This window comes from Sodalis ligni (assembly GCF_016865525.2).
GTDB classification, from domain to species: domain Bacteria; phylum Pseudomonadota; class Gammaproteobacteria; order Enterobacterales; family Enterobacteriaceae; genus Acerihabitans; species Acerihabitans ligni.
The window spans coordinates 271,140-292,715 of record NZ_CP075169.1 but is presented as its reverse complement, the minus strand read 5'-3'; the positions used below and the strand labels follow the sequence as shown (position 1 = coordinate 292,715).

At 52.8% G+C, this 21,576-nt stretch carries 13 protein-coding genes, 3 tRNA genes, 3 rRNA genes and 2 pseudogenes; 2 read left to right on the top strand and 19 right to left on the bottom strand.

Annotated elements, in window-relative coordinates; all coding sequences use genetic code 11:
- Positions 1-178: 178 nt before the first annotated feature.
- Complete coding sequence (ytfQ, locus tag GTU79_RS01310; protein ID WP_132923851.1) at positions 179-1,135, bottom strand: galactofuranose ABC transporter, galactofuranose-binding protein YtfQ; 957 nt, start codon at positions 1,133-1,135, stop codon at positions 179-181.
- Between the two features lie 1,024 nt (positions 1,136-2,159).
- On the opposite strand from ytfQ, the gene GTU79_RS01305 reads away from it, so the two are divergent.
- Positions 2,160-2,594, top strand: a complete 435-nt coding sequence (locus GTU79_RS01305) for a fibronectin type III domain-containing protein (RefSeq protein ID WP_203524401.1) — start codon at positions 2,160-2,162, stop codon at positions 2,592-2,594.
- A gap of 195 nt (positions 2,595-2,789) precedes the next feature.
- On the opposite strand, the gene GTU79_RS01300 is transcribed toward GTU79_RS01305, so the two are convergent.
- The 12 genes and pseudogenes from GTU79_RS01300 to ubiD all read right to left on the bottom strand — a co-directional run bounded on the left by GTU79_RS01300 (position 2,790) and on the right by ubiD (position 15,143).
- Positions 2,790-2,865 (bottom strand) — tRNA-Trp (locus tag GTU79_RS01300).
- Positions 2,866-2,873: 8 nt separating this feature from the next.
- A tRNA-Asp gene (locus GTU79_RS01295) sits at positions 2,874-2,950 on the bottom strand.
- A gap of 115 nt (positions 2,951-3,065) precedes the next feature.
- Positions 3,066-3,181: ribosomal RNA gene (gene rrf, locus GTU79_RS01290) — 5S ribosomal RNA — on the bottom strand.
- Between the two features lie 124 nt (positions 3,182-3,305).
- Positions 3,306-6,290 (bottom strand): 23S ribosomal RNA (locus GTU79_RS01285).
- A gap of 363 nt (positions 6,291-6,653) precedes the next feature.
- Positions 6,654-6,729, bottom strand: a tRNA-Glu gene (locus tag GTU79_RS01280).
- Positions 6,730-6,958: 229 nt separating this feature from the next.
- A 16S ribosomal RNA gene (locus GTU79_RS01275) occupies positions 6,959-8,499 on the bottom strand.
- Together the 16S, 23S and 5S rRNA genes with 3 tRNA genes alongside form the textbook arrangement of a ribosomal RNA operon.
- A gap of 343 nt (positions 8,500-8,842) precedes the next feature.
- Positions 8,843-9,415 carry a menaquinone-dependent protoporphyrinogen IX dehydrogenase gene (hemG, locus tag GTU79_RS01270; RefSeq protein ID WP_203524402.1) on the bottom strand — a complete coding sequence of 191 codons (573 nt, stop codon included), beginning with the start codon at positions 9,413-9,415 and terminating at the stop codon, positions 8,843-8,845.
- A 7-nt stretch (positions 9,416-9,422) separates the two neighbouring features.
- Positions 9,423-10,874 (bottom strand): Trk system potassium transporter TrkH, encoded by a 1,452-nt coding sequence (gene trkH / locus GTU79_RS01265; RefSeq protein ID WP_132923855.1) that lies wholly within the window; start codon positions 10,872-10,874, stop codon positions 9,423-9,425.
- A 49-nt stretch (positions 10,875-10,923) separates the two neighbouring features.
- Positions 10,924-11,535 (bottom strand): IMPACT family protein, encoded by a 612-nt coding sequence (locus tag GTU79_RS01260; protein WP_203524403.1) that lies wholly within the window; start codon positions 11,533-11,535, stop codon positions 10,924-10,926.
- A pseudogene (pepQ, locus tag GTU79_RS01255) lies at positions 11,535-12,865 on the bottom strand (Xaa-Pro dipeptidase). The gene GTU79_RS01260 and the pseudogene pepQ overlap by 1 nt, the downstream one beginning before the upstream one ends.
- Before the next feature lie 37 nt (positions 12,866-12,902).
- Entirely contained in the window at positions 12,903-13,604 is a 702-nt protein-coding gene (gene fre / locus GTU79_RS01250; RefSeq protein WP_203524405.1) for an NAD(P)H-flavin reductase, read from the bottom strand.
- Positions 13,605-13,655: 51 nt separating this feature from the next.
- Positions 13,656-15,143: a 4-hydroxy-3-polyprenylbenzoate decarboxylase gene (gene ubiD / locus GTU79_RS01245; protein ID WP_214513645.1), complete on the bottom strand. Its 1,488-nt coding sequence runs from the start codon at positions 15,141-15,143 to the stop codon at positions 13,656-13,658.
- A gap of 188 nt (positions 15,144-15,331) precedes the next feature.
- On the opposite strand from ubiD, the gene rfaH reads away from it, so the two are divergent.
- Positions 15,332-15,823, top strand: coding sequence for a transcription/translation regulatory transformer protein RfaH (rfaH, locus tag GTU79_RS01240; protein ID WP_203524540.1), 492 nt, complete (start codon positions 15,332-15,334; stop codon positions 15,821-15,823).
- Positions 15,824-16,266: 443 nt separating this feature from the next.
- On the opposite strand, the gene hemB is transcribed toward rfaH, so the two are convergent.
- The 6 genes and pseudogenes from hemB to GTU79_RS01210 all read right to left on the bottom strand — a co-directional run bounded on the left by hemB (position 16,267) and on the right by GTU79_RS01210 (position 21,572).
- The gene (gene hemB / locus GTU79_RS01235) at positions 16,267-17,289 is read right to left on the bottom strand and encodes a porphobilinogen synthase (RefSeq protein ID WP_203524407.1); all 1,023 of its coding nucleotides are present in this window, start codon (positions 17,287-17,289) and stop codon (positions 16,267-16,269) included.
- 192 nt (positions 17,290-17,481) lie between these two features.
- Positions 17,482-18,255, bottom strand: coding sequence for a Sec-independent protein translocase subunit TatC (gene tatC / locus GTU79_RS01230; RefSeq protein ID WP_132923861.1), 774 nt, complete (start codon positions 18,253-18,255; stop codon positions 17,482-17,484).
- Positions 18,256-18,495: 240 nt separating this feature from the next.
- Positions 18,496-18,986: pseudogene (gene tatB / locus GTU79_RS30010) on the bottom strand (Sec-independent protein translocase protein TatB); the annotation flags it as partial.
- A gap of 3 nt (positions 18,987-18,989) precedes the next feature.
- A complete protein-coding gene (gene tatA, locus GTU79_RS01220) occupies positions 18,990-19,256 on the bottom strand; it encodes a Sec-independent protein translocase subunit TatA (protein ID WP_203524409.1) in 267 nt (88 codons plus the stop codon).
- A gap of 77 nt (positions 19,257-19,333) precedes the next feature.
- Positions 19,334-21,016 (bottom strand): ubiquinone biosynthesis regulatory protein kinase UbiB, encoded by a 1,683-nt coding sequence (ubiB, locus tag GTU79_RS01215; protein WP_214513644.1) that lies wholly within the window; start codon positions 21,014-21,016, stop codon positions 19,334-19,336.
- Entirely contained in the window at positions 20,967-21,572 is a 606-nt protein-coding gene (locus GTU79_RS01210; RefSeq protein ID WP_203524410.1) for a ubiquinone biosynthesis accessory factor UbiJ, read from the bottom strand. The genes ubiB and GTU79_RS01210 overlap by 50 nt, the downstream gene beginning before the upstream one ends.
- Between the last annotated feature and the right edge of the window lie 4 nt (positions 21,573-21,576).

The window sequence follows — 21,576 nt, the reverse complement described above, 5'->3', positions numbered from 1 at the left end:
CGTTTGAAACAACACGGGTCATGTGCTGTTGCCGCGTCATGGGCCTTAGCGCGGGACCCATGACGCGGAATGTTTTACGTTGAATATTCCCTCTGCCCCTGTCCCAGTGGCGAATTTTTATAATGTGCGATCACTCGCAGTTCGACCTTCCCTCTTTTAGGTATAAAACAGCGACTTTTTAGTACCCCATGCCACTTTTCTTGGCTAACTGCGCCTGAGCGTCGGCGGGCAGATATAATCTGCTTTCTGTTTTAATGATTTTAGGTGGTTTTGTTCCATCCTTTAAATATGCGTTAAGCGCATCAAATGCCGGGCCAGCCATATTAGGCGTCAATTCCACGTTAGCATTGGCTTCTCCCGCCAGCATTGCTTTATAAATATCAGGAACACCATCAATTGAACCGGTAAGAATATCCTTGCCCGGTTTAAGCCCCGCTTCTTTGATTGCCTGTATCGCACCTATTGCCATGTCATCATTATGGGCGAAAACCATGCATATATTTTTACCATTGTTTTCAGCTTTAATAAAACTTTCCATGACTACTTTGCCGTTAGTGCGAGTAAAGTCACCGGACTGAGAGCGAATAATTTTTATTGCCGGCGCTTTTGCTATGGCTTCCGCAAAACCTTTCTTACGATCGATTGCCACGCTGGCGCCCACCGTACCCTGCAGTTCCACCACGTTACAAGGTTTGCCGTTCATGGTTTTCACCAGCCAGTCGCCTATCAGCCGGCCTTCAAGCACATTATCAGCGGTTACTACGGCCATATATAACGAGTTGTCTTTGACTACAATAGCGCGGTCCAGCAAGAAGACCGGGATTTTAGCGCTTTTGGCTTCCTGTAAAACGGGTTCCCAACCGGTTTGCACCACCGGCGCTATAAATATGGCGTCTACGCCCTGGGCAATGAATGAACGGACCGCTTTAATCTGGTTTTCCTGTTTTTGCTGTCCATCGGCAATTTTCAACGTTATGCCGCGCTTCTGGGCTTCACTTTTTGCTACCGTAGTTTCCGCCGCGCGCCAGCCAGACTCTGAGCCGACCTGAGAAAACCCCACCGTCAACGGCGCGGCCAGTGCCATTGCAGACATCGCGACAGAAATGGCAGATCCTAAAAGTAAACGCTTCCACATAGTCATCGTCCTCTTATAATCATAAAATGTACGGGTATTTCTTAAAGGCTAACAACAATAAAATTAAACAAGAAAAGGCTTTTTTATATCGTAGCGCATCACACTTTTGACAAATAGGACTAGAGAGGCATCGTAATTTTTTTCATTTAAATCTGTGGCTTATGGATATATTTTTGTACAGTGTCCATACAGAGGAAAAATTAAATGCTTCAAAATTAGGGAAATACCGCCTTAACATTTCACTCATCAACATGTAACATGAGTTGAGCCATGCATTAATCTGCTATATATCTTTTGGCGAGAACATTATGGTTTTTACATTTATTGCAACATTTTGAGCTGCGGCATTGCACAGTGTCTCTCGATCATATGAAACCCTAGTAAAATCGGTTTGAAAATATGGATTACATTGCTGTTATTTCCCGGATTCTATTTTTGCAACGAAATTCTGCATCAGGCCAGATCGCCCACGGCTGGGGCGGCAGTTGCCGGGAAGGCATTTCGTTATGATCTTGAAAGTCTTGGCGACGGCTTAATTTTATAAGCCCTGGTGATGGCTGGTGGAGGTCACTCCCGCCGTAAAACGAGAATCAGGTGAAGGGGCTCGAACCGGCAGATCACTCCAGCATATTAAGTCATGCTTTCGAATGGCTATTTTATCAATTCTGTTTTTCTTTCAAACTATTTATTAGTAATAGCATTGAATTTAAAATCATATAGTTAACTATGTTATCCAAAGCATATCGCCTCTTGCATTGATAAAGGAAACTTCCATTTTAAATTTGACAATTGACGGCATTCCACGCAACCAATAGATTATAGGAATAAATAATAATTTTCAAATTTTGATAAAACTTATGGTTATATTTTTATCTAAAAGCTAAGATTCTAATCTTAATTATATTTACTGTTAAATGTCTTCACTTCAACAATGTTTATTGCGCATCGCCACTGTTTATAGAAAAGTAACTCATATCGCGTCTGATTGATTATAGCGTTGACCTGAGAGATTGAGGATATTATTATGACGAATTCTAATTTTTCCTACTGTAATCGGCCAATCAATGAAAGGCCTGTATCGCCTACCAATATGGTGACCAGCAATCTTACTCCAACGTCAGTATTGCTTAGCTGGACGCCCGGCATCGGTGGTGCGCCTGTGGCATACTTTAATGTATGGCAAGCCGCCAGCCCCGGCTACTGGGCGGGACAAACCGATGGAAATACTCCCTGGCTTGCTTTGTATAATTTGAACCCGAACACTAATTATGCTTTCCAAGCGTTCGCCGTCGGCTTTGATGGACAATACAGTTTAGAGCCTGCCGGTACTTATTTTGTTACTCCGCCGCTTTATTATAGGCAGCCATATTATCCGCCGCGCCCAGGGTGCTATCCGCCTCCGCAGTACTCTTGCCCGCCGCGTCCGAATTGTGGAACGCATAAGAAATCAGGCTGGTAAATCATTTTATAAAAACAGCCCTATCAAAGGGCGGTATCATCAGCCAATGACACTTCCATCGTTAAAAGTAGACTGGTTATCTGAGCATTATTTTGTGTAAGTGCATAACAAAAATAGCGCCATACTACGAGGGATGTATTGCGTTTAAAAATAAAAAAAAGCCCCTCGCGTAAGCGAAGGGCTTTATCTGTTTTCTGGCAGGGGCGGAGAGACTCGAACTCCCAACACCCGGTTTTGGAGACCGGTGCTCTACCAATTGAACTACGCCCCTAAATAGGGTGGCGGTGCGGACGGGACTCGAACCCGCGACCCCCGGCGTGACAGGCCGGTATTCTAACCGACTGAACTACCGCACCACGATTCGGTACTACACCCAAACTTAACATTTGCGGGGTCAACGCATGTCATAAAACCGTTTGTGGTGCTTCACCAACGCCTCTTGTCACACTCGAGGTATCGGCCTTAATGGATGCCTGGCAGTTCCCTACTCTCGCATGGGGAGACCCCACACTACCATCGGCGCTACGGCGTTTCACTGCTGAGTTCGGCATGGGGTCAGGTGGGACCACCGCGCTAGTGCCGCCAGGCAAATTCGTTATCCAACCGTCATCTTTCAACGATGACCATTGGCCTTTATCCGGAACTTCGCTGAAAATTCTCTCATCGCCCTCGCGGACAACGCTCTCATCGCCCAAACACCTTAGGTGTTGTAAGGTTAAGTCTCACGGGTCATTAGTATCGGTTAGCTCAACGCATCGCTGCGCTTACACACCCGACCTATCAACGTCATCGTCTTTAACGTCCCTTCAGGTGGCCTAAAGCCACAGGGAAGACTCATCTCGAGGCAAGTTTCCCGCTTAGATGCTTTCAGCGGTTATCTCTTCCGCACGTAGCTACCGGGCAATGCCATTGGCATGACAACCCGAACACCAGTGGTGCGTCCACTCCGGTCCTCTCGTACTAGGAGCAGCCCCTCTCAATCTTCCAACGCCCACGGCAGATAGGGACCGAACTGTCTCACGACGTTCTAAACCCAGCTCGCGTACCACTTTAAATGGCGAACAGCCATACCCTTGGGACCTACTTCAGCCCCAGGATGTGATGAGCCGACATCGAGGTGCCAAACACCGCCGTCGATATGAACTCTTGGGCGGTATCAGCCTGTTATCCCCGGAGTACCTTTTATCCGTTGAGCGATGGCCCTTCCATTCAGAACCACCGGATCACTAAGACCTGCTTTCGCACCTGCTCGAGCCGTCACTCTCGCAGTCAAGCTAGCTTATGCCTTTGCACTAACCTCACGATGTCCGACCGTGATTAGCTAACCTTCGTGCTCCTCCGTTACTCTTTAGGAGGAGACCGCCCCAGTCAAACTACCCACCAGACACTGTCCTCGACCCCGATTAGGGGCCGGAGTTAGAACATCAAACATTAAAGGGTGGTATTTCAAGGTTGGCTCCATAAGGACTGGCGTCCCTACTTCACTGCCTCCCACCTATCCTACACATCAAGGCTCAATGTTCAGTGTCAAGCTATAGTAAAGGTTCACGGGGTCTTTCCGTCTTGCCGCGGGTACACTGCATCTTCACAGCGAGTTCAATTTCACTGAGTCTCGGGTGGAGACAGCCTGGCCATCATTACGCCATTCGTGCAGGTCGGAACTTACCCGACAAGGAATTTCGCTACCTTAGGACCGTTATAGTTACGGCCGCCGTTTACCGGGGCTTCGATCAAGAGCTTCTCCTTACGGATAACCCCATCAATTAACCTTCCGGCACCGGGCAGGCGTCACACCGTATACGTCCACTTTCGTGTTTGCACAGTGCTGTGTTTTAATAAACAGTTGCAGCCAGCTGGTATCTGCGACTGGCTTCAGCTCGGGAAGCAAGTTCCTCCACCTAATGCCAGCGTGCCTTCTCCCGAAGTTACGGCACCATTTTGCCTAGTTCCTTCACCCGAGTTCTCTCAAGCGCCTCGGTATTCTCTACCTGACCACCTGTGTCGGTTTGGGGTACGATTCGATGTGACCTGGTGCTTAGAGGCTTTTCCTGGAAGCGTAGCATCAACCCTTCGCCACCGTGGTGGCTCGTCATCACGCCTCAGTGTTATAAGAGAACGGATTTTCCTGTCCTCTCCACCTGCACGCTTGAACCGGGACAACCGTCGCCCGGCCGGTCTAGCTTTCTCCGTCCCCCCTTCGCAGTCACACCCAGTACAGGAATATTAACCTGTTTCCCATCGACTACGCCTTTCGGCCTCGCCTTAGGGGTCGACTCACCCTGCTCCGATTAACGTTGAACAGGAACCCTTGGTCTTCCGGCGAGCGGGCTTTTCACCCGCTTTATCGTTACTTATGTCAGCATTCGCACTTCTGATACCTCCAGCAACCCTCACAGGCCACCTTCTCAGGCTTACAGAACGCTCCCCTACCCAACGGGCGTATCCTTAAGTCAACTCGACGTCATGAACGCATTGACGTCGCTGCGCTCCGTCAATCGTCTTTACCGCACAATTGTCTTAAGTGATACGCCCGCTGCCGCGGCTTCGGTGCATGGTTTAGCCCCGTTACATCTTCCGCGCAGGCCGACTCGACCAGTGAGCTATTACGCTTTCTTTAAATGATGGCTGCTTCTAAGCCAACATCCTGGCTGTCTATGCCTTCCCACATCGTTTCCCACTTAACCATGACTTTGGGACCTTAGCCGGCGGTCTGGGTTGTTTCCCTCTTCACGACGGACGTTAGCACCCGCCGTGTGTCTCCCGTGATAACATTCTTCGGTATTCGCAGTTTGCATCGGGTTGGTAATCCGGGGTGGACCCCTAGCCGAAACAGTGCTCTACCCCCGAAGATGAATTCACGAGGCGCTACCTAAATAGCTTTCGGGGAGAACCAGCTATCTCCCGGTTTGATTGGCCTTTCACCCCCAGCCACAAGTCATCCGCTAATTTTTCAACATTAGTCGGTTCGGTCCTCCAGTTAGTGTTACCCAACCTTCAACCTGCCCATGGCTGAATCACCGGGTTTCGGGTCTATACCCTGCAACTGTGCGCCCAGTTAAGACTCGGTTTCCCTACGGCTCCCTATGCGGTTAACCTTGCTACAGAATATAAGTCGCTGACCCATTATACAAAGGTACGCAGTCACCCCGATTTCTCAAGGCTCCCACTGCTTGTACGTACACGGTTTCAGGTTCTGTTTCACTCCCTCGCCGGGGTTCTTTTCGCCTTTCCCTCACGGTACTGGTTCACTATCGGTCAGTCAGGAGTATTTAGCCTTGGAGGATGGTCCCCATCTTCAGACAGGATATCACGTGTCCCGCCCTACTCATCGAACCCACAACCTCTGCACCTTCGGATACGGGCTATCACCCTCTGTCGCCGGACTTTCCAGACCGTTCTCCTGATGCAAAAGCTGATGGTGGTTCTGGGCTGTTCCCCGTTCGCTCGCCGCTACTGGGGGAATCTCGGTTGATTTCTTTTCCTCGGGGTACTGAGATGTTTCAGTTCCCCCGGTTCGCCTCATTGCGCTATGGATTCACGCAATGATAGTGCAACGAATTGCACTGGGTTTCCCCATTCGGACATCGCCGGCTAATAACGCTTCATATCAGCTTACCGACGCTTTTCGCAGATTAGCACGTCCTTCATCGCCTCTGACTGCCTAGGCATCCACCGTGTACGCTTAGTCACTTAACCTCACAACCCTAAAGTGTTTGTTCTGTCCGACCGGCTGCACGACTACATGGCCGCGTTGCTCCGGTACTCGAAATCCTCATGGACATACAGTCCACTCCGGTTTCTCCGTGCCGGGCGCCTTGCCCTGCAGTCGTTCGCTCAGTCTTGCTTCGGCGCGGCCTGTTACGGACATCGCCAGCGTTGGACAGAGGCTGTTATCGACATAACAGCATTCTAGGTTTGCTTGCTTTGAGAGACTCGCATACTGATTTTGCTCAGCATGTTTTTTTCAAATTTTCAGCTTGTTCCGGATTGTTAAAGAGCAGTATTTCGCAGCGCACTCTTTCAAATGCGCTCTGAAATTTATCAGACGCGTAGGCTGTTTGGCGCCCCCTAGGGGGTTCGACCCCCTGTGACCGCCGTGAAAGGGCAGTGTCCTAGGCCACTAGACGAAGGGGACACGGAAAATGCTTGCAACGCACCGCGTTGCTTTTCCGTAAGGCGAAACTTTCATTAATGAAAGTAAGCGACCTCTTTCTAGTCGAACAACGCATCGCGTTGCTCTCCTATCATCGGACGATGCCTTGCACGTGCGAAGCCGGGCTTCACGTGTAAACCATACGAGCTGTTTGCTCATCACTTCTATCAGACAATCTGTGTGGACACGTCACTTGACGCGTATCTTTCGGTAAGGAGGTGATCCAACCGCAGGTTCCCCTACGGTTACCTTGTTACGACTTCACCCCAGTCATGAATCACAAAGTGGTAAGCGCCCTCCCGAAGGTTAAGCTACCTACTTCTTTTGCAACCCACTCCCATGGTGTGACGGGCGGTGTGTACAAGGCCCGGGAACGTATTCACCGTGGCATTCTGATCCACGATTACTAGCGATTCCGACTTCATGGAGTCGAGTTGCAGACTCCAATCCGGACTACGACGCACTTTGTGAGGTCCGCTGGCTCTCGCGAGTTCGCTTCTCTTTGTATGCGCCATTGTAGCACGTGTGTAGCCCTACTCGTAAGGGCCATGATGACTTGACGTCATCCCCACCTTCCTCCGGTTTGTCACCGGCAGTCTCCTTTGAGTTCCCACCATTACGTGCTGGCAACAAAGGATAAGGGTTGCGCTCGTTGCGGGACTTAACCCAACATTTCACAACACGAGCTGACGACAGCCATGCAGCACCTGTCTCAGAGCTCCCGAAGGCACAACTCCATCTCTGAAGTCTTCTCTGGATGTCAAGAGTAGGTAAGGTTCTTCGCGTTGCATCGAATTAAACCACATGCTCCACCGCTTGTGCGGGCCCCCGTCAATTCATTTGAGTTTTAACCTTGCGGCCGTACTCCCCAGGCGGTCGATTTAACGCGTTAGCTCCGAAAGCCACGGCTCAAGGCCACAACCTTCAAATCGACATCGTTTACAGCGTGGACTACCAGGGTATCTAATCCTGTTTGCTCCCCACGCTTTCGTGCATGAGCGTCAGTACAGACCCAGGGGGCTGCCTTCGCCATCGGTGTTCCTCCGCATATCTACGCATTTCACTGCTACACGTGGAATTCCACCCCCCTCTGCCGTACTCTAGCCTTGCAGTCACAATGCAGTTCCCAGGTTGAGCCCGGGGATTTCACACTGTCTTACAAAACCGCCTGCGCACGCTTTACGCCCAGTAATTCCGATTAACGCTTGCACCCTACGTATTACCGCGGCTGCTGGCACGGAGTTAGCCGGTGCTTCTTCTGCGGGTAACGTCAATGATTGAATCTATTCAACCCAACCCCTTCCTCCCCGCTGAAAGTGCTTTACAACCCGAAGGCCTTCTTCACACACGCGGCATGGCTGCATCAGGCTTGCGCCCATTGTGCAATATTCCCCACTGCTGCCTCCCGTAGGAGTCTGGACCGTGTCTCAGTTCCAGTGTGGCTGGTCATCCTCTCAGACCAGCTAGGGATCGTCGCCTAGGTGAGCCGTTACCCCACCTACTAGCTAATCCCATCTGGGTTCATCCGATGGTGTGAGGCCCTAAGGTCCCCCACTTTGGTCTTGCGACGTTATGCGGTATTAGCTACCGTTTCCAGTAGTTATCCCCCTCCATCGGGCAGATCCCCAGACATTACTCACCCGTCCGCCGCTCGCCGGCAAAGTAGCAAGCTACTTCCCGCTGCCGCTCGACTTGCATGTGTTAGGCCTGCCGCCAGCGTTCAATCTGAGCCATGATCAAACTCTTCAATTAAAAGCTTGATGCTCAAAGATTTCATCTGGTTAATCTTTTGAATTAACTGTTTGTCACTCTTCAAGACTTGTATTGTTGTGTTTCGATACGGTCTTGTGAGTGCCCACACAGATTGTCTGATAAATTGTTAAAGAGCGTGCGTCGGGGAGCACTATTCTCACCTGGCGCGGGTTGCGTATATTACGCTTTCCCGTTGAAGAGTCAAGCTTTTATTTGCTTTAGCGAAGCGCTTTTCCCTTCCCGACCCGGTCCGTCGCAGCGGTTAATCCCGGTCAGTGGAGGCGCATTATAGGGATTTCCTGAGGCGAGACAAGTGCTAATTGCAACAATTCCACCGATCGGTTTATTTTTCACCAAATCCCTTCGCTTCGCCCTCCTGGCGGGAAGCTTTATCGGTTAAAACTGCAAAATCCCGGGCGAAGGCCGTAACCTGTTCCCAGTCGGTATATTCGACTTCTTTTGAACTGTCGGTCTCGCCGCCGGTCATCCGCATGATCAACTGGATCATGACCCGATCCAGCCAGCGGTATTGCGGATAGCGCAGCGCACCGGCGAAAACGGCGCATCCATCAGGCCGCCAGGGCGTAGCGGCCAGGAATTTACGGGTATACACATTGGTTTCGGGCGTGCGTTTATCCGGTTTACGCGCCGTCAGATTAACGGAGAAAAAAGCGCTGGGCAGCGTATTCAGCCGGTCCAGATGCCGCCGGATGAAATTATGCAGGTCGGCGGCGTAATGGCCGTACCGGATGGCGGCGCCGATAATAATGCCATCGTAATTCTGAAGCGAACAGTCATCGGCCTGGCTGAGATCAACGACATCACAGGTCGCGGTATCCGTAAGGGCGGACGCAATAAACCGCGAAATTTTTCGGGTTTGTCCGTCCCGGCTGGAATAAAGAATCAAAATATGCATAACAAACCTACTCGCGCCAGAAAGTGGGCGTGAAGAGCACCAATACGGTGAATACCTCCAATCGGCCGAACAGCATGTCGGCAATCAGTATCCATTTAGCCACCGAATTCATGGCGGTGAAATTTTCCGCAACCACCCCCAGCCCCGGGCCCAGATTATTCAGGGTAGCGGTTACCGCAGCAAACGCGGAGAAATTATCAACGCCGGTGGCGATAATCGCCAGCATACTGACAATAAAAACCAGGGCATAGGCTGAAAAGAACCCCCACACCGCCTCCAGGATACGTTCCGGCAAAGCCCTGGTGCCGAGCTTGATGGTATAGACCGCATTCGGGTGTACCAAGCGCTTCAGCTCCCGCGAACCCTGCAGATAAAGTAGCAGAATACGGATGACTTTCAGGCCGCCGCCGGTAGAACCGGCGCAGCCGCCGATGAATGCCGAGCACAACAGCAGTATCGGCAGGAACAGCGGCCAGCGGGCGATGCTGTCGGTGGTAAAACCGGCGGTGGTGGCCATGGAAACTACTTGGAAAAAAGCCTGGTTCAGGGTTTGTAGTCCGGTCTGGTACACGTTGAAACGCCAAAGGATGAGCGTGGCCACCACCACCAGGATGAACTGCACGGAGATAAATACCTTGAATTCCGGGTCACGCCAATATACCCGCAGGTTATGCCCGCTCAGCACGGCAAAATGCAGGCCGTAGTTACAACCGGAAATCAGTAAAAAAACCGCCACGATAGAGTTTATCATCGGGCTGTGGTAATAGCCGATGCTGGCATCATGGGTGGAAAAACCACCGAGGGCCACGGTGGAAAAGCTGTGGCCGATGGCGTCGAAAACCGACATCCCGGCGCCCCAGAGCGCCGCTGCGCAAATTATGGTGAGAGTGAGATATATCAGCCAGAGGGTTTTAGCCGTTTCGGCAATGCGCGGCCGCATTTTATTGTCTTTTAACGGTCCGGGCATCTCGGCACGGTAAAGCTGCATGCCGCCAACCCCCAGTATTGGCAAAATTGCTACCGCCAACACAATGATCCCCATGCCGCCGAACCATTGCAGCATCTGCCGATAAAAGAGAATGGCCTTGGGCAGGTTATCCAGGCCAACCAGCGAGGTGGCGCCGGTGGTGGTCAGGCCGGAGAATGACTCGAAAAAGGCATTGGTCAGCGACAGATCGGGGTGATCGGCGAACAGGAACGGCAATGCGCCGACGCTCCCCAGCACCGTCCAGAACAGCACCACAATCAAAAAACCTTCCCTGGGTTTTAATTCATACCTCTGGCGGCGGTTCGGCAACCACAGCAGCAAACCAATCAGCAAAGTGAAAAAGAAGGTCTGGGTAAAGGCGCTGCCGGCTCCATCTCGATAAATCAACGCCACCAGACCGGGAACAATCATGGTCCCGGAAAATAACATGACGAGCAGACCGACTATGCGGATTATGGCGCGAAAATGCATTTCAGCATGTTCCTTAATAAAAATTCAACGGTAGCCGGGGACGGGATTATTATGTAATCGGCAAGAAATGCAAAGCGCCGCGACTTAAATCGCCCAATTTCCGCGAAGCCTCGCCCACCTTGTCGAAGGGAATGGCCACACGAAAGTTAATGGATTCGCCATACTCGCTCTGGACAATGCGGCCGGCAACCTGTTTGACCGCCATTTCAATCCATGCCTGCTGTTCATAACGACAAGATACAACGAATTCCACCTGCGGGACTATTTCCACACGGACCATGAGTTTTAGCGCCTGCTGCACACCGCCGCCGTAAGCCCTTACCAGTCCGCCGGTACCCAGCTTTATGCCGCCGAAATATCGCACCACTACCGCCGTGATTTCTCCCGCCCCGCAGCCCTGAAGTTGTGCCAGCATGGGACGTCCGGCGGTGCCGGAGGGCTCGCCGTCGTCCGAAAAGCCGAACTGCGATGAATCCTGCGGCGGTCCGGCAATATAGGCCCAGCAATGGTGTGTCGCCGAGGGGTGCTGCTCGCGGGCCTGCCGGATGCACTCCCTGGCGGCATCAATCCCTCGCGCAGGTGACAGGAAGGTGATAAAACGACTTTTTTTAATTTCCATCACCGCGGTGACCGGCGCCGCGGGAACGAAATAGGCCTGCATTATGCCAGCTTCAAATCGCGGGTCATGTTTTCAGTCTGCTTTTCTTTTATGACGATATTGTCTTCGATGCGGATACCGCCAAAAGCCTTGAACATCTCGATGCGCTGCCAGTTGAAATGTCTGCTGAATGCGCCGCTGCGCCAGGGCGAAAGCAGCGATTCGATAAAATACAGGCCGGGCTCGATGGTCATGACCATACCCGGCTCCATAACGCGAGTACAGCGCAGGTATGGATAAGCGGCCGGGGGGGCCAGATGGGTACCGGTATCGTCCTGCATGAAGCCCCCCACATCATGGACCTGCAGCCCGAGTGGATGCCCCAGGCCATGCGGCAGGAACGGACCGGTAATCCCCTCTTTCACCATGGCTTCTTCACTGATGCCGGTGACGATATCGAAGGTCTTGAGCAATTTGGCAATCCGTCCGTGCATCTGGATATGATAATCGATGTAGCTGACACCGGCTTCGATGGTGTCGATTAACGCCAGCTGTTCCGTATTCATGGCGGCCACCAGCTGAGCGAATTCGGAATCTTTCCGCGCGGCGTAGGTGCGGGTCAGATCCGCTGCGTAACCGTGGTATTCCGTTCCGGCGTCAATGAGAAAGCTGCGGACGTCATCCGGGCAGCGGTTTTCAAGCGTAGTGTAATGCAATACCGCCGAATGCTCGTTCAGCGCGATAATGTTGCCATAGGGAACGTCGATATCGCGGTGGCCGGTGGCGCTGAGATAGGCGATATTGATATCGAATTCGCTCATGCCGGAGAGGAACGCTTCCTTGGCGGCGCGGTGCCCGGTAACGGCGGTTTTTGCGCCTCACGCATGCAGGCGAGTTCATAATCGGTCTTATAGGCCCGATGAAAATGCAGAAAATCCAATATCGGTTTCGGATTGATGTTTTTCGCCGTCAGGCCGAGGCTTGACGCCCGCGCAGCAGAGGAGCCCAGATATGCCACCTTGTCGCGGCGGGCCGGCAGCAATCCGCCAATATCGTCGGGGTTCCGGATGGGTACGATAGTGATAAAAGGCGTCCAGAAGCTGTCGGGCACCGGCTCTACACTGTACCAATAATCCACCGGCAGGTAGAACCATAATATGGGTTTGTTCACGCCGTCGACCCATAACCAGCAATGTGCGACGTTGGTCACCGGCAGCCAGGCCTTGAACTGTGGATTGACCCGGAAGGGATAATCCTGATCGTCGAGGAATGCCGTGATGGGTTCGCCGGAGTGAATCAGTAACGCATCGAGATTCTGCCGGGCAAGGATCTCGCGGGTCCGCTTTTGCAGCGTCGCGAGATGCTCCTGATATAGAGAAGAAAAAGATTCCATAATCCGACCTTAATTTACCGCTGGATTCAAACCAGTGTCAGATGAAGGCAAACGCGTCACCGAAGATTCGTTCCGCGGTGGCGCCGCGTTCAGCGCAGAAACGTTCCCGCGCGATTTTAGCCATTTCAAAACGACCGGCAATATAAACGTCGTATTGCTCCAGGTTGCCGTAATCCTGCATGACCGCGCTGAGCACCGTGCCGGTTCTGCCCAGCCAATTTTCGTCAGGCTGTTCCACCACAGGGACCACTTTAAGACGGGGATGCTGCAGCGTCAGGGCTTCCAGTTCGCTGAGATCGTACAGATGCTGTAATTCGCGGCCGCCCCAGTAAATGGCCACTTCGCGTTCCGGTTGTTTATCCAGTACGGTCAGCAGAATGGAGCGGGCATAGGAAAATCCGGTGCCGCCGGCAATCAACACGATCGGCCGCTGGGTATCGTCCCTGAGCCAGGCATCGCCATGGGGGATGTCTACGATGATTTCACGGTTCTTTAAAATGCGATCCATCACGGCCATGGCATAAAGATTAAGCTCCGAAGCACCAATGTGCAGCTCGATAAAGGAACTCTCCATCGGGGTGGAAGCCATGGAAAAAGGGCGTTTATCGCGTTCATCCATTACCACCATCAGATATTGGCCGGCGCGAAAACTAAAAGCCGCTTCAGGGACTAAACACACCCGATATACCGTATCGGTGATAGCATCCACGGAAGTGACCTTACAGGTCATTGTTGTCATGCATTCCCTCTGTCGGGTCATTATACAAAACGGAATAGAAAGCCAGAAATATCACGGCCTTTTACCACTGTTTTCAAAGATGGCCAGATCATCCCAGATCGCATCAACACGAGTGCGGACCTCAGCGTCCATAAGAATGGGCGTGCCCCATTCCCGTTGTGTTTCACCCGGCCATTTATTGGTGGCATCCATTCCCATTTTTGAACCCAATCCGGAAACCGGCGAGGCAAAATCCAGGTAATCAATCGGCGTATTTTCCATTAACACCGTATCACGCGCGGGATCCATGCGGGTGGTTATCGCCCAAATAACATCTTTCCAATCACGCGCGTTAATATCATCATCGCACACGATGACAAATTTGGTATACATGAATTGACGCAGGAAAGACCAGACGCCCATCATGACCCGCTTGGCATGGCCCGGATACCGTTTCTTGATCGTCACCACCGCCAGCCGGTATGAACAGCCCTCCGGCGGCAAATAGAAATCGACAATTTCCGGAAACTGTTTACGTAAAATCGGAACGAATACTTCATTAAGCGCCACGCCCATTACAGCCGGTTCGTCCGGCGGACGGCCGGTGTAGGTGGAGTGATAAATAGCGTCACGCCGCTGAGTAATGTGCGTAATGGTAAACACCGGAAACTCATCCACTTCATTATAGTAGCCGGTGTGATCGCCGTAAGGGCCTTCCGGTGCGGTTTCCCCCGGCTCAAGGTATCCCTCCAGGACAATTTCGGCGCCGGCGGGCACATCAAGATCGCAGGAAATGCATTTAACCACTTCGGTTTTGTAACCGCGCAGCAACCCGGCGAAAGCGTATTCGGAAAGAGTATCGGGTATCGGCGTTACCGCCGCCAGGATAGTGGCGGGGTCAGCCCCCAGCGCCCCCGCCACCGGGAATCTTTCTCCCGGATGGGCCTGGCGCCACTCCTGGAAATCCAGCGCGCCGCCGCGATGGGAAAGCCAGCGCATGATGACTTTGTTTTTACTCAGAACCTGCTGACGGTAAATACCCATATTCTGGCGTTCTTTATGGGGACCTCGTGTCACGGTAAGCCCCCAGGTAATCAGGGGGGCGGCATCTCCAGGCCAGCAGTGCATTACCGGGATGCGTGATAAATCCACATCTTCGCCCTGCCATATTTGCTCCTGGCAGGGTGCCGAACCGAGCCGTTTCACCGGCATATTCAGTACCTGGCGAAACTTCGGCGCTTTATCCAGCAGGTCGCGAAATCCCTTCGGCGGCTCCGGTTCCTTAAGAAAAGCCAATAATTCCCCGACTTCACGCAATGCCAAGACGCTCTCTTGTCCCATACCCAACGCCACCCGTTCCGGGGTACCGAACAGGTTGCATAATACCGGCATGGCATAACCTTTGGGATTTTCGAACAGCAGCGCGGGTCCGCCGGCCCGCAGAGTTCGATCGGCGATTTCCGTCATTTCCAGATGGGGACTGATGGGCAGGGTAATTCGTTTCAACTCCCCTCGCTGTTCCAGCAAAGAGAGAAAGTCGCGCAAGTCACGGTATTTCATAAAGTCGTCGGGAGCCGGGTTATCGATGCATTATAAAGTCTGTTTACCAACCGTGCTGGCCTTTTGTCAAAATTCGGGGTAAATAGATTATTTTTTATGCCACCTGCCTGCAGCATTAAAAGCGGATGCTATATATAGTTCAAGGCTTTTGCTATGCTGAATTATCAGTGAACCGAGTAAAGCAGATTATGGAAGCATGGTATTTATTGTATTGCAAACGCGGTCAGTTAATGCGCGCTAAAGAACATTTGGAACGACAGGCGGTCGCTTGCCTGACTCCTATGGTCACCTTGGAAAAAATCGTCCGGGGCAAACGCACCGAGGTTAATGAGCCGCTATTTCCCAATTATCTGTTTATAGAGTTCGATCCCGAGCGCATTCATACCACCACCATCAGCGCCACGCGCGGCGTCAGCCATTTCGTCCGTTTCGGCAATTTACCGGTAACCATTTCGGAAGATGTAATCAATGAGCTCAGGGAACATGCTTATGAAGGGATTAAGGATCCGCAAACGCCCCATGCCGGCGATACCGTGTTGATAACCGAAGGCGTCTTTGAGGGACTCCAGGCAATTTACACCGAGCCGGACGGCGAAGCCCGCTCGATGCTGCTGCTTAATTTCCTTAACAAGCAGATTTCCCAAAGCCTGGACAATCGCCAATTCCAAAAGATGCAGTAAATTGTCAACGAGTGAGCGGCCGCAGCCAACGCCGCTGCGGCTCGAAAGATGACGAGTATAAATACCCTGAGTTTGTTGACAAAGTGCTTTGTCGGGACAAGCTGCCAGATCGTAAACACGCCGTGAATCCGTCCCTGGAGGCTCGATCCGCGCGATTATGACCCTCAACCCTGAGGGTCACCCTTCGGGCCAACGCCTGGCGGCGTTGTTCCAATACGCTCCCGGCGTATTGGTCCCTGGCGCGGACGGTTTACTCTTCTGGCAGCCTGTCCCTCTTATTAACGCAGAGTACTTTGTCAGCAGTCTGCGGATATAAATACCCTATAGATTTCGAGTTGCAGCAAGGCGGCAAGCATGGGCATTCCTAGGAGCTTAGATTACTAAGTGACTGGGATGACCAAGCGTAGCCAACGCCGCTGCGGCTTGAAAGATGAAGGGTATTTTTAATAGCCCCGTTGATGGTCGTCATGCAGCCACTGCGCCACGCGTTTGGAGAAATAGGTCAGGATGCCGTCCGCGCCAGCCCGTTTAAAGCACAGCAATGATTCCATTATCGCCGGTTTTTCCTGCAGCCAACCGTTTTGGATTGCCGCCATGTGCATGGCGTATTCACCTGAAACCTGATAGGCGAAGGTTGGTACGCCGAACTCTTCCTTGACCCGGTGAATCATATCCAGATAAGGCATGCCCGGCTTCACCATCACCATGTCCGCCCCCTCTTGTAAATCCTGTGCTACTTCCTGCAAGGCTTCGTCGCTATTGGCCGGATCCATCTGGTAGGTCTTTTTGTCGCCGCCCTTGAGATTGGCGCTTGAGCCCACCGCGTCGCGGAAGGGGCCGTAATAACAGGAGGCATACTTGGCCGAATAGGCCATGATCTGGTTGTTCACCAGGCCATGCTGTTCAAACCGTTCACGAATGGCGCCGATACGCCCGTCCATCATATCGCTGGGGGCGACGATTTCAGCTCCCGCCTCGGCGTGGCACAGCGCCTGACGAACCAGGATCTCTTTAGTGATTTCATTGATGACATAACCCTGGTCATCAATGATGCCGTCCTGGCCGTGAGTGGTATAGGGATCGAGGGCCACGTCGGTGAGCAAGCCCAATTCCGGTACCGCGTCTTTCAGCGCCCGGACGGTGCGGGGCACCAGCCCGTCCGGGTTGTAGGCCTCTTCCGCCATAAGGGATTTATAATCGGACTCGATCACCGGAAACAGCGATAGCACCGGCACCCCTAATTTGGCGACCGTTTCCGCCTCTTTTATCAGCAAATCCAGGGTCATCCGGTAAACGCCGGGCATGGAGGGAACCTCTTGCCGGCGGTTGTGGCCTTCCATCACAAACACCGGGTAAATCAGATCGTTTACCGTCAGCTGATTTTCGGCCACCAGCCGGCGGCTGAAGTCGTAGCGACGAACCCTGCGCAAGCGGCGATGTGGATACGCACCATAGACATTGCTCATAATCTTATCTCCTGAATAACGCCGTTCATAACCAGGGCGGCGTTTATTTTACTCAATAAAAAACTATCTGAGATCGATGACAAAGTGTCCAGGCGAGACAGATTGCTAGATCGCAAACAAGCCGTGAACCCGTCCCGCCTCTTGAGCTCCAAGACGATTTGTCAGTGATTGTACCGCTGAGTTGTAGTCCGCTTACTCGCCATCGCCGCTATCCTCGTTTTCATCCGTATCCTGCCCATCGCGGCGGCCCTTGCCGACATAAAAGCGCGCGAAGAACAAGCCGATTTCAAACAGCAGGTACAGTGGAATAGCCAGCAGCGTCTGGGAAAAAACGTCCGGGGGCGTCAGCAACATGCCCACCACGAAGGCGCCCACCAGGACATAGGGCCGCTTCTTCTTCAGGCTTTCCGGGGTCACCACGCCGGTCCAGCACAGCAGGACGATGGCGATGGGGACCTGGAACGACACGCCGAACGCCATAAACAGCGACATGACAAAATCGAGATACTTGTTGATGTCGGTAGCAATCAGTACCCCGTGCGGGGCGGTATGCGCGAAGAAAGTGAATGCCAGCGGGAAAACGATGAAATACGCGAAAGCCATGCCGGCATAAAATAAAAAGGTGCTGGAGAACAGCAGCGGCATGACCAGGCGCCGCTCATGCTTATATAAGGCCGGGGCGATAAAAGCCCAGACCTGGTAAAGCAGCAGCGGAGCGGAAGCAAACACCGAGACGATAATGGTCAGCTTGATGGGGGTAAAAAACGGCGACGCCACATCGGTGGCGATCATGCTGGCGCCCGCCGGCATATGTCTGATCAGCGGCGCCGACACGATCTGGTAGATGTCGTTTGCAAAATAGACTAATGCCAGGAATACCACCAGCACACTGATAATGCAGTTCAATAATCGCTTACGCAGCTCAATCAAATGGCTGATAAGCGGTTGAGTATCTTCAACGGCCATGTTTTAGCGATCGTTATGTGATGTAGGAATGGGTGGCGCCTGGTGCTGGCTCGGCTCCGCTACGACTGAATTTTTACCATCATTGCCGGACTCGCCGGGGGTGGACGGAACCGCTGCCGGCGCTTGTGCCAGGCGGGCCGCTTTAGCCGGCGTGACATTATCGGCAATTCCTTGCGGGACCGCCGTTGGCGTTTCCCGCTGACGGACTGTTGTATCCGGCGTGACGCCATCGGCAATCCCCGGCGGGACCGGCAATGTTTCTTCCGCCCGACGGGCCATTTCGTCCGGGGATGGGGCATCTGCGCCGGGGGCCATCGCCGGTGCTTGCGCCTGGCTGGCGCCTTCGGCCGGGGTCACGCCGCTGTGTGTCGCCGCGGAATCAGTGACCACCGGATTATGGATAGTATGTGGCGGGTTTTCCTCATCGGGAACCAGCTTGCTTTGAAAGGTTTTTTTCATTGAATCGGCCGCCTCGCGCAGTTCTTCCATGGAGGCTTTCAGCTCCGGCGACAGATTATTTTGCTGGCCTCTTCCACTTTTTTCAAGCTGTCCTGCAATTCCTGCAGTTTCAATTCCTGGCTCAATTCGTTTTGCACCGTCGCCGCCATCGAACGCAATGCCTTGATCCAGCCCACTACCGTTCTGACCGCCACCGGCAGACGCTCGGGCCCGAGGACCACCAGCCCGATCACGAATATCAGCGCCAGCTCACCAAATCCAATATCAAACACGGATTATACCTGCTCTTTATTTTTACTTTTCGACTCTTCCGACTCGGATTGCCTGGATTGGGCAATGGGTTGGGTCGTGAAGTCCGCATCTTGTACGGTTTGATCCGCCTTGGGCGGCGTTTTTTTATCGTCATCGTCGTTCATGGCTTTTTTGAAGCCCTTGATTGACGCACCGAGATCCGATCCCAGGCCGCGCAATTTGTTGGTGCCGAATAATAATACGACGATCACCGCGATGATTAACAATTGTGAGATACTGATACCGCCCATAGGCACCTCTGTTTTAAGTTGATTCATATTGCCGGTTACAAACCGGATGCAGGTTATTTATTATTATGTCGAGCGTACTATTCAGTGCGTTTCCAGCCGACGATCCAGCTTACGATACCGGCCGCCATCAACCAGGCGGGAAAAGACGACATCTCGTTTCCCTGCGATAACAGAAAAGTCCCGCAGAGCAGCAATGTTGCGCCGATACCGAACAAAAACCGCGCCTGTCCTTGTTTAACGCGCTGCTGCTTAAACTCCACCGCCAGCTTATCCACGCTCTTTTGCAGTGACTTATGATGCTTGAATCCCTCGTAGATGAGCTCAGGCAACTCCGGCAGTTTTTCCGCCCAAAAGGGAGCCTTTTCTTTGAGCGCCCGCATGATGGCCGGGATACCCACCTGATCTTTGATCCAGTTTTCCAAAAAGGGTTTGGCCGTTTTCCACAAATCGAGCTGCGGATATAACTGGCGTCCCACTCCCTCGACGTACAACAGGGTCTTTTGCAATAACACCAGTTGCGGCTGTACTTCCATATTGAAGCGCCGGGCGGTGTTGAACAGATTCAACAAAACATGGCCGAAAGAGATATCCGCCAGCGGTTTTTCGAATATCGGCTCACACACGGTACGGATGGCAAACTCAAAATCTTCCACATTGGTATCGGGGGGCACCCACCCGGAATCAACGTGCAGCTCGGCAACTTTGCGGTAATCGCGATTGAAAAAAGCGATGAAATTTTCCGCCAGGTACCGTTTATCCTCTTTATTAAGCGAACCGACAATACCGCAGTCGATACCGATATATTGCGGATTTTCCGGATGCTCAAAGCTGACGAAAATATTGCCCGGATGCATGTCCGCATGGAAAAAACTATCACGAAACACCTGCGTAAAAAAGACCTGCACGCCACGTTCCGCCAGTAATTTCAAATTGGTTCCCTGTTTCTCGAGGGCCGCCACATCCGACACCGGAACACCATAGATGCGTTCCATGACCATCATGGTCTCGCTACAGTAATCCGGATAGACCTCCGGTATATAGAGCATCGGGCTGTTTTCAAAGTTACGCCTGAGCTGGATGGAGTTCGCCGCTTCACGCAGCAGGTTCAGTTCGTCCAACAGGGTTTTTTCATACTCAAGCACGACTTCCACCGGCCGCAGACGCCGTCCGTCGGGCAGCAGCCGCGGCAGCCAGCTGGCCAGCCGGTACATTAACCGCATATCGGCTTTGATCATCGGCATGATGTCGGGGCGGATCACTTTGATCACCACCTCTTTACCGTTTTCTTTCAGGCGCGCGGTATGGACCTGGGCGATGGATGCCGACGCCAGCGCCTGCTGATCGAAATCGTCGAACCAGGACTCCAGCGGCTTGCCCATTGCCCGTTCGATATGCTGGCGCGCCAGGGCGCCGTCAAAAGGTTTCACCCGGTCCTGAAGCATCGCCAGTTGATCGGCCACCACCGGCGGGAATAGATCGCGGCGGGTGGACAGCATTTGCCCGAACTTGATCCAAACCGGTCCCAATTCCTCCAGGGCCAGCCGCAATCGTTCACCCAAGGGCTGCTGGGCATGCTCATTGGGGATCCAGAACAAAAGCTTGCGCCCCAGGCGAAGCGGCAGGGTCAGGCGCACTTTGGGAATAAGTTCATCCAGTCCGTAGCTGAGCAATACCCGCACGATATAATAAAGGCGGCCGATTTCTCCAAAATCATCGGCTGATCTCCATTCTTTCCAGACGGGCCGCCAGAGCGGCGCCATCCCGATCCAAGGTGTCTACCTCTTCGCTGAACCAGGCAAGCTCAAGGGCCGATGGGGATAGCCGCCACTCTTCGGTGACCGCCTGTCCCCATTGGGTTTGCCGGTCGGTCCAGCGGCGTTTGATATTATCGGCATGGGCGGAAACGCGCTGCGTCAGCCCTTCCGACAGGACATCGCCAAGATAGGGCGACAGAAGTTCGGCCGGATCGCATTCCGCCATATCCAGTAGGGCGACAAATTGCTGCACCACCTGTATGTCGCCATCCACTTCTAGATCCCCCTGCTTAATCAGGGCGGGAAGCCGTTGCCGCCGGCGCAGCGCCGGAATCGCGGAAAAATGCGTTTTGACGGTGCAATCCGCCGGATCGTCCCAAGAGGTGAGAACATCCGCCTGTGATTCGCCAAAAACCAAAATGACCGGACTGTCCAGTTCCGCCAGCTCAAACCGCAGGGTTTTACCCTTGAGGCGCTGGCGAGCCGTTTTCATGAATTGATCCTGATACAGCAAGCGTTTAAGAGCAATTTCAAGAGTCGCGGCGATCAATGACATCAGCATATGA

What these genes read in the sequence shown, in the direction of transcription:
- ytfQ (WP_132923851.1), bottom strand. Translation starts at nt 1,135, where the DNA reads ATGTGGAAGCGTTTACTTTTAGGATCTGCCATTTCTGTCGCGATGTCT.
- GTU79_RS01305 (WP_203524401.1), top strand. Translation starts at nt 2,160, where the DNA reads ATGACGAATTCTAATTTTTCCTACTGTAATCGGCCAATCAATGAAAGG.
- hemG (WP_203524402.1), bottom strand. Translation starts at nt 9,415, where the DNA reads ATGCATATTTTGATTCTTTATTCCAGCCGGGACGGACAAACCCGAAAA.
- trkH (WP_132923855.1), bottom strand. Translation starts at nt 10,874, where the DNA reads ATGCATTTTCGCGCCATAATCCGCATAGTCGGTCTGCTCGTCATGTTA.
- GTU79_RS01260 (WP_203524403.1), bottom strand. Translation starts at nt 11,535, where the DNA reads ATGCAGGCCTATTTCGTTCCCGCGGCGCCGGTCACCGCGGTGATGGAA.
- fre (WP_203524405.1), bottom strand. Translation starts at nt 13,604, where the DNA reads ATGACAACAATGACCTGTAAGGTCACTTCCGTGGATGCTATCACCGAT.
- ubiD (WP_214513645.1), bottom strand. Translation starts at nt 15,143, where the DNA reads ATGAAATACCGTGACTTGCGCGACTTTCTCTCTTTGCTGGAACAGCGA.
- rfaH (WP_203524540.1), top strand. Translation starts at nt 15,332, where the DNA reads ATGGAAGCATGGTATTTATTGTATTGCAAACGCGGTCAGTTAATGCGC.
- hemB (WP_203524407.1), bottom strand. Translation starts at nt 17,289, where the DNA reads ATGAGCAATGTCTATGGTGCGTATCCACATCGCCGCTTGCGCAGGGTT.
- tatC (WP_132923861.1), bottom strand. Translation starts at nt 18,255, where the DNA reads ATGGCCGTTGAAGATACTCAACCGCTTATCAGCCATTTGATTGAGCTG.
- tatA (WP_203524409.1), bottom strand. Translation starts at nt 19,256, where the DNA reads ATGGGCGGTATCAGTATCTCACAATTGTTAATCATCGCGGTGATCGTC.
- ubiB (WP_214513644.1), bottom strand. Translation starts at nt 21,016, where the DNA reads ATGGCGCCGCTCTGGCGGCCCGTCTGGAAAGAATGGAGATCAGCCGAT.
- GTU79_RS01210 (WP_203524410.1), bottom strand. Translation starts at nt 21,572, where the DNA reads ATGCTGATGTCATTGATCGCCGCGACTCTTGAAATTGCTCTTAAACGC.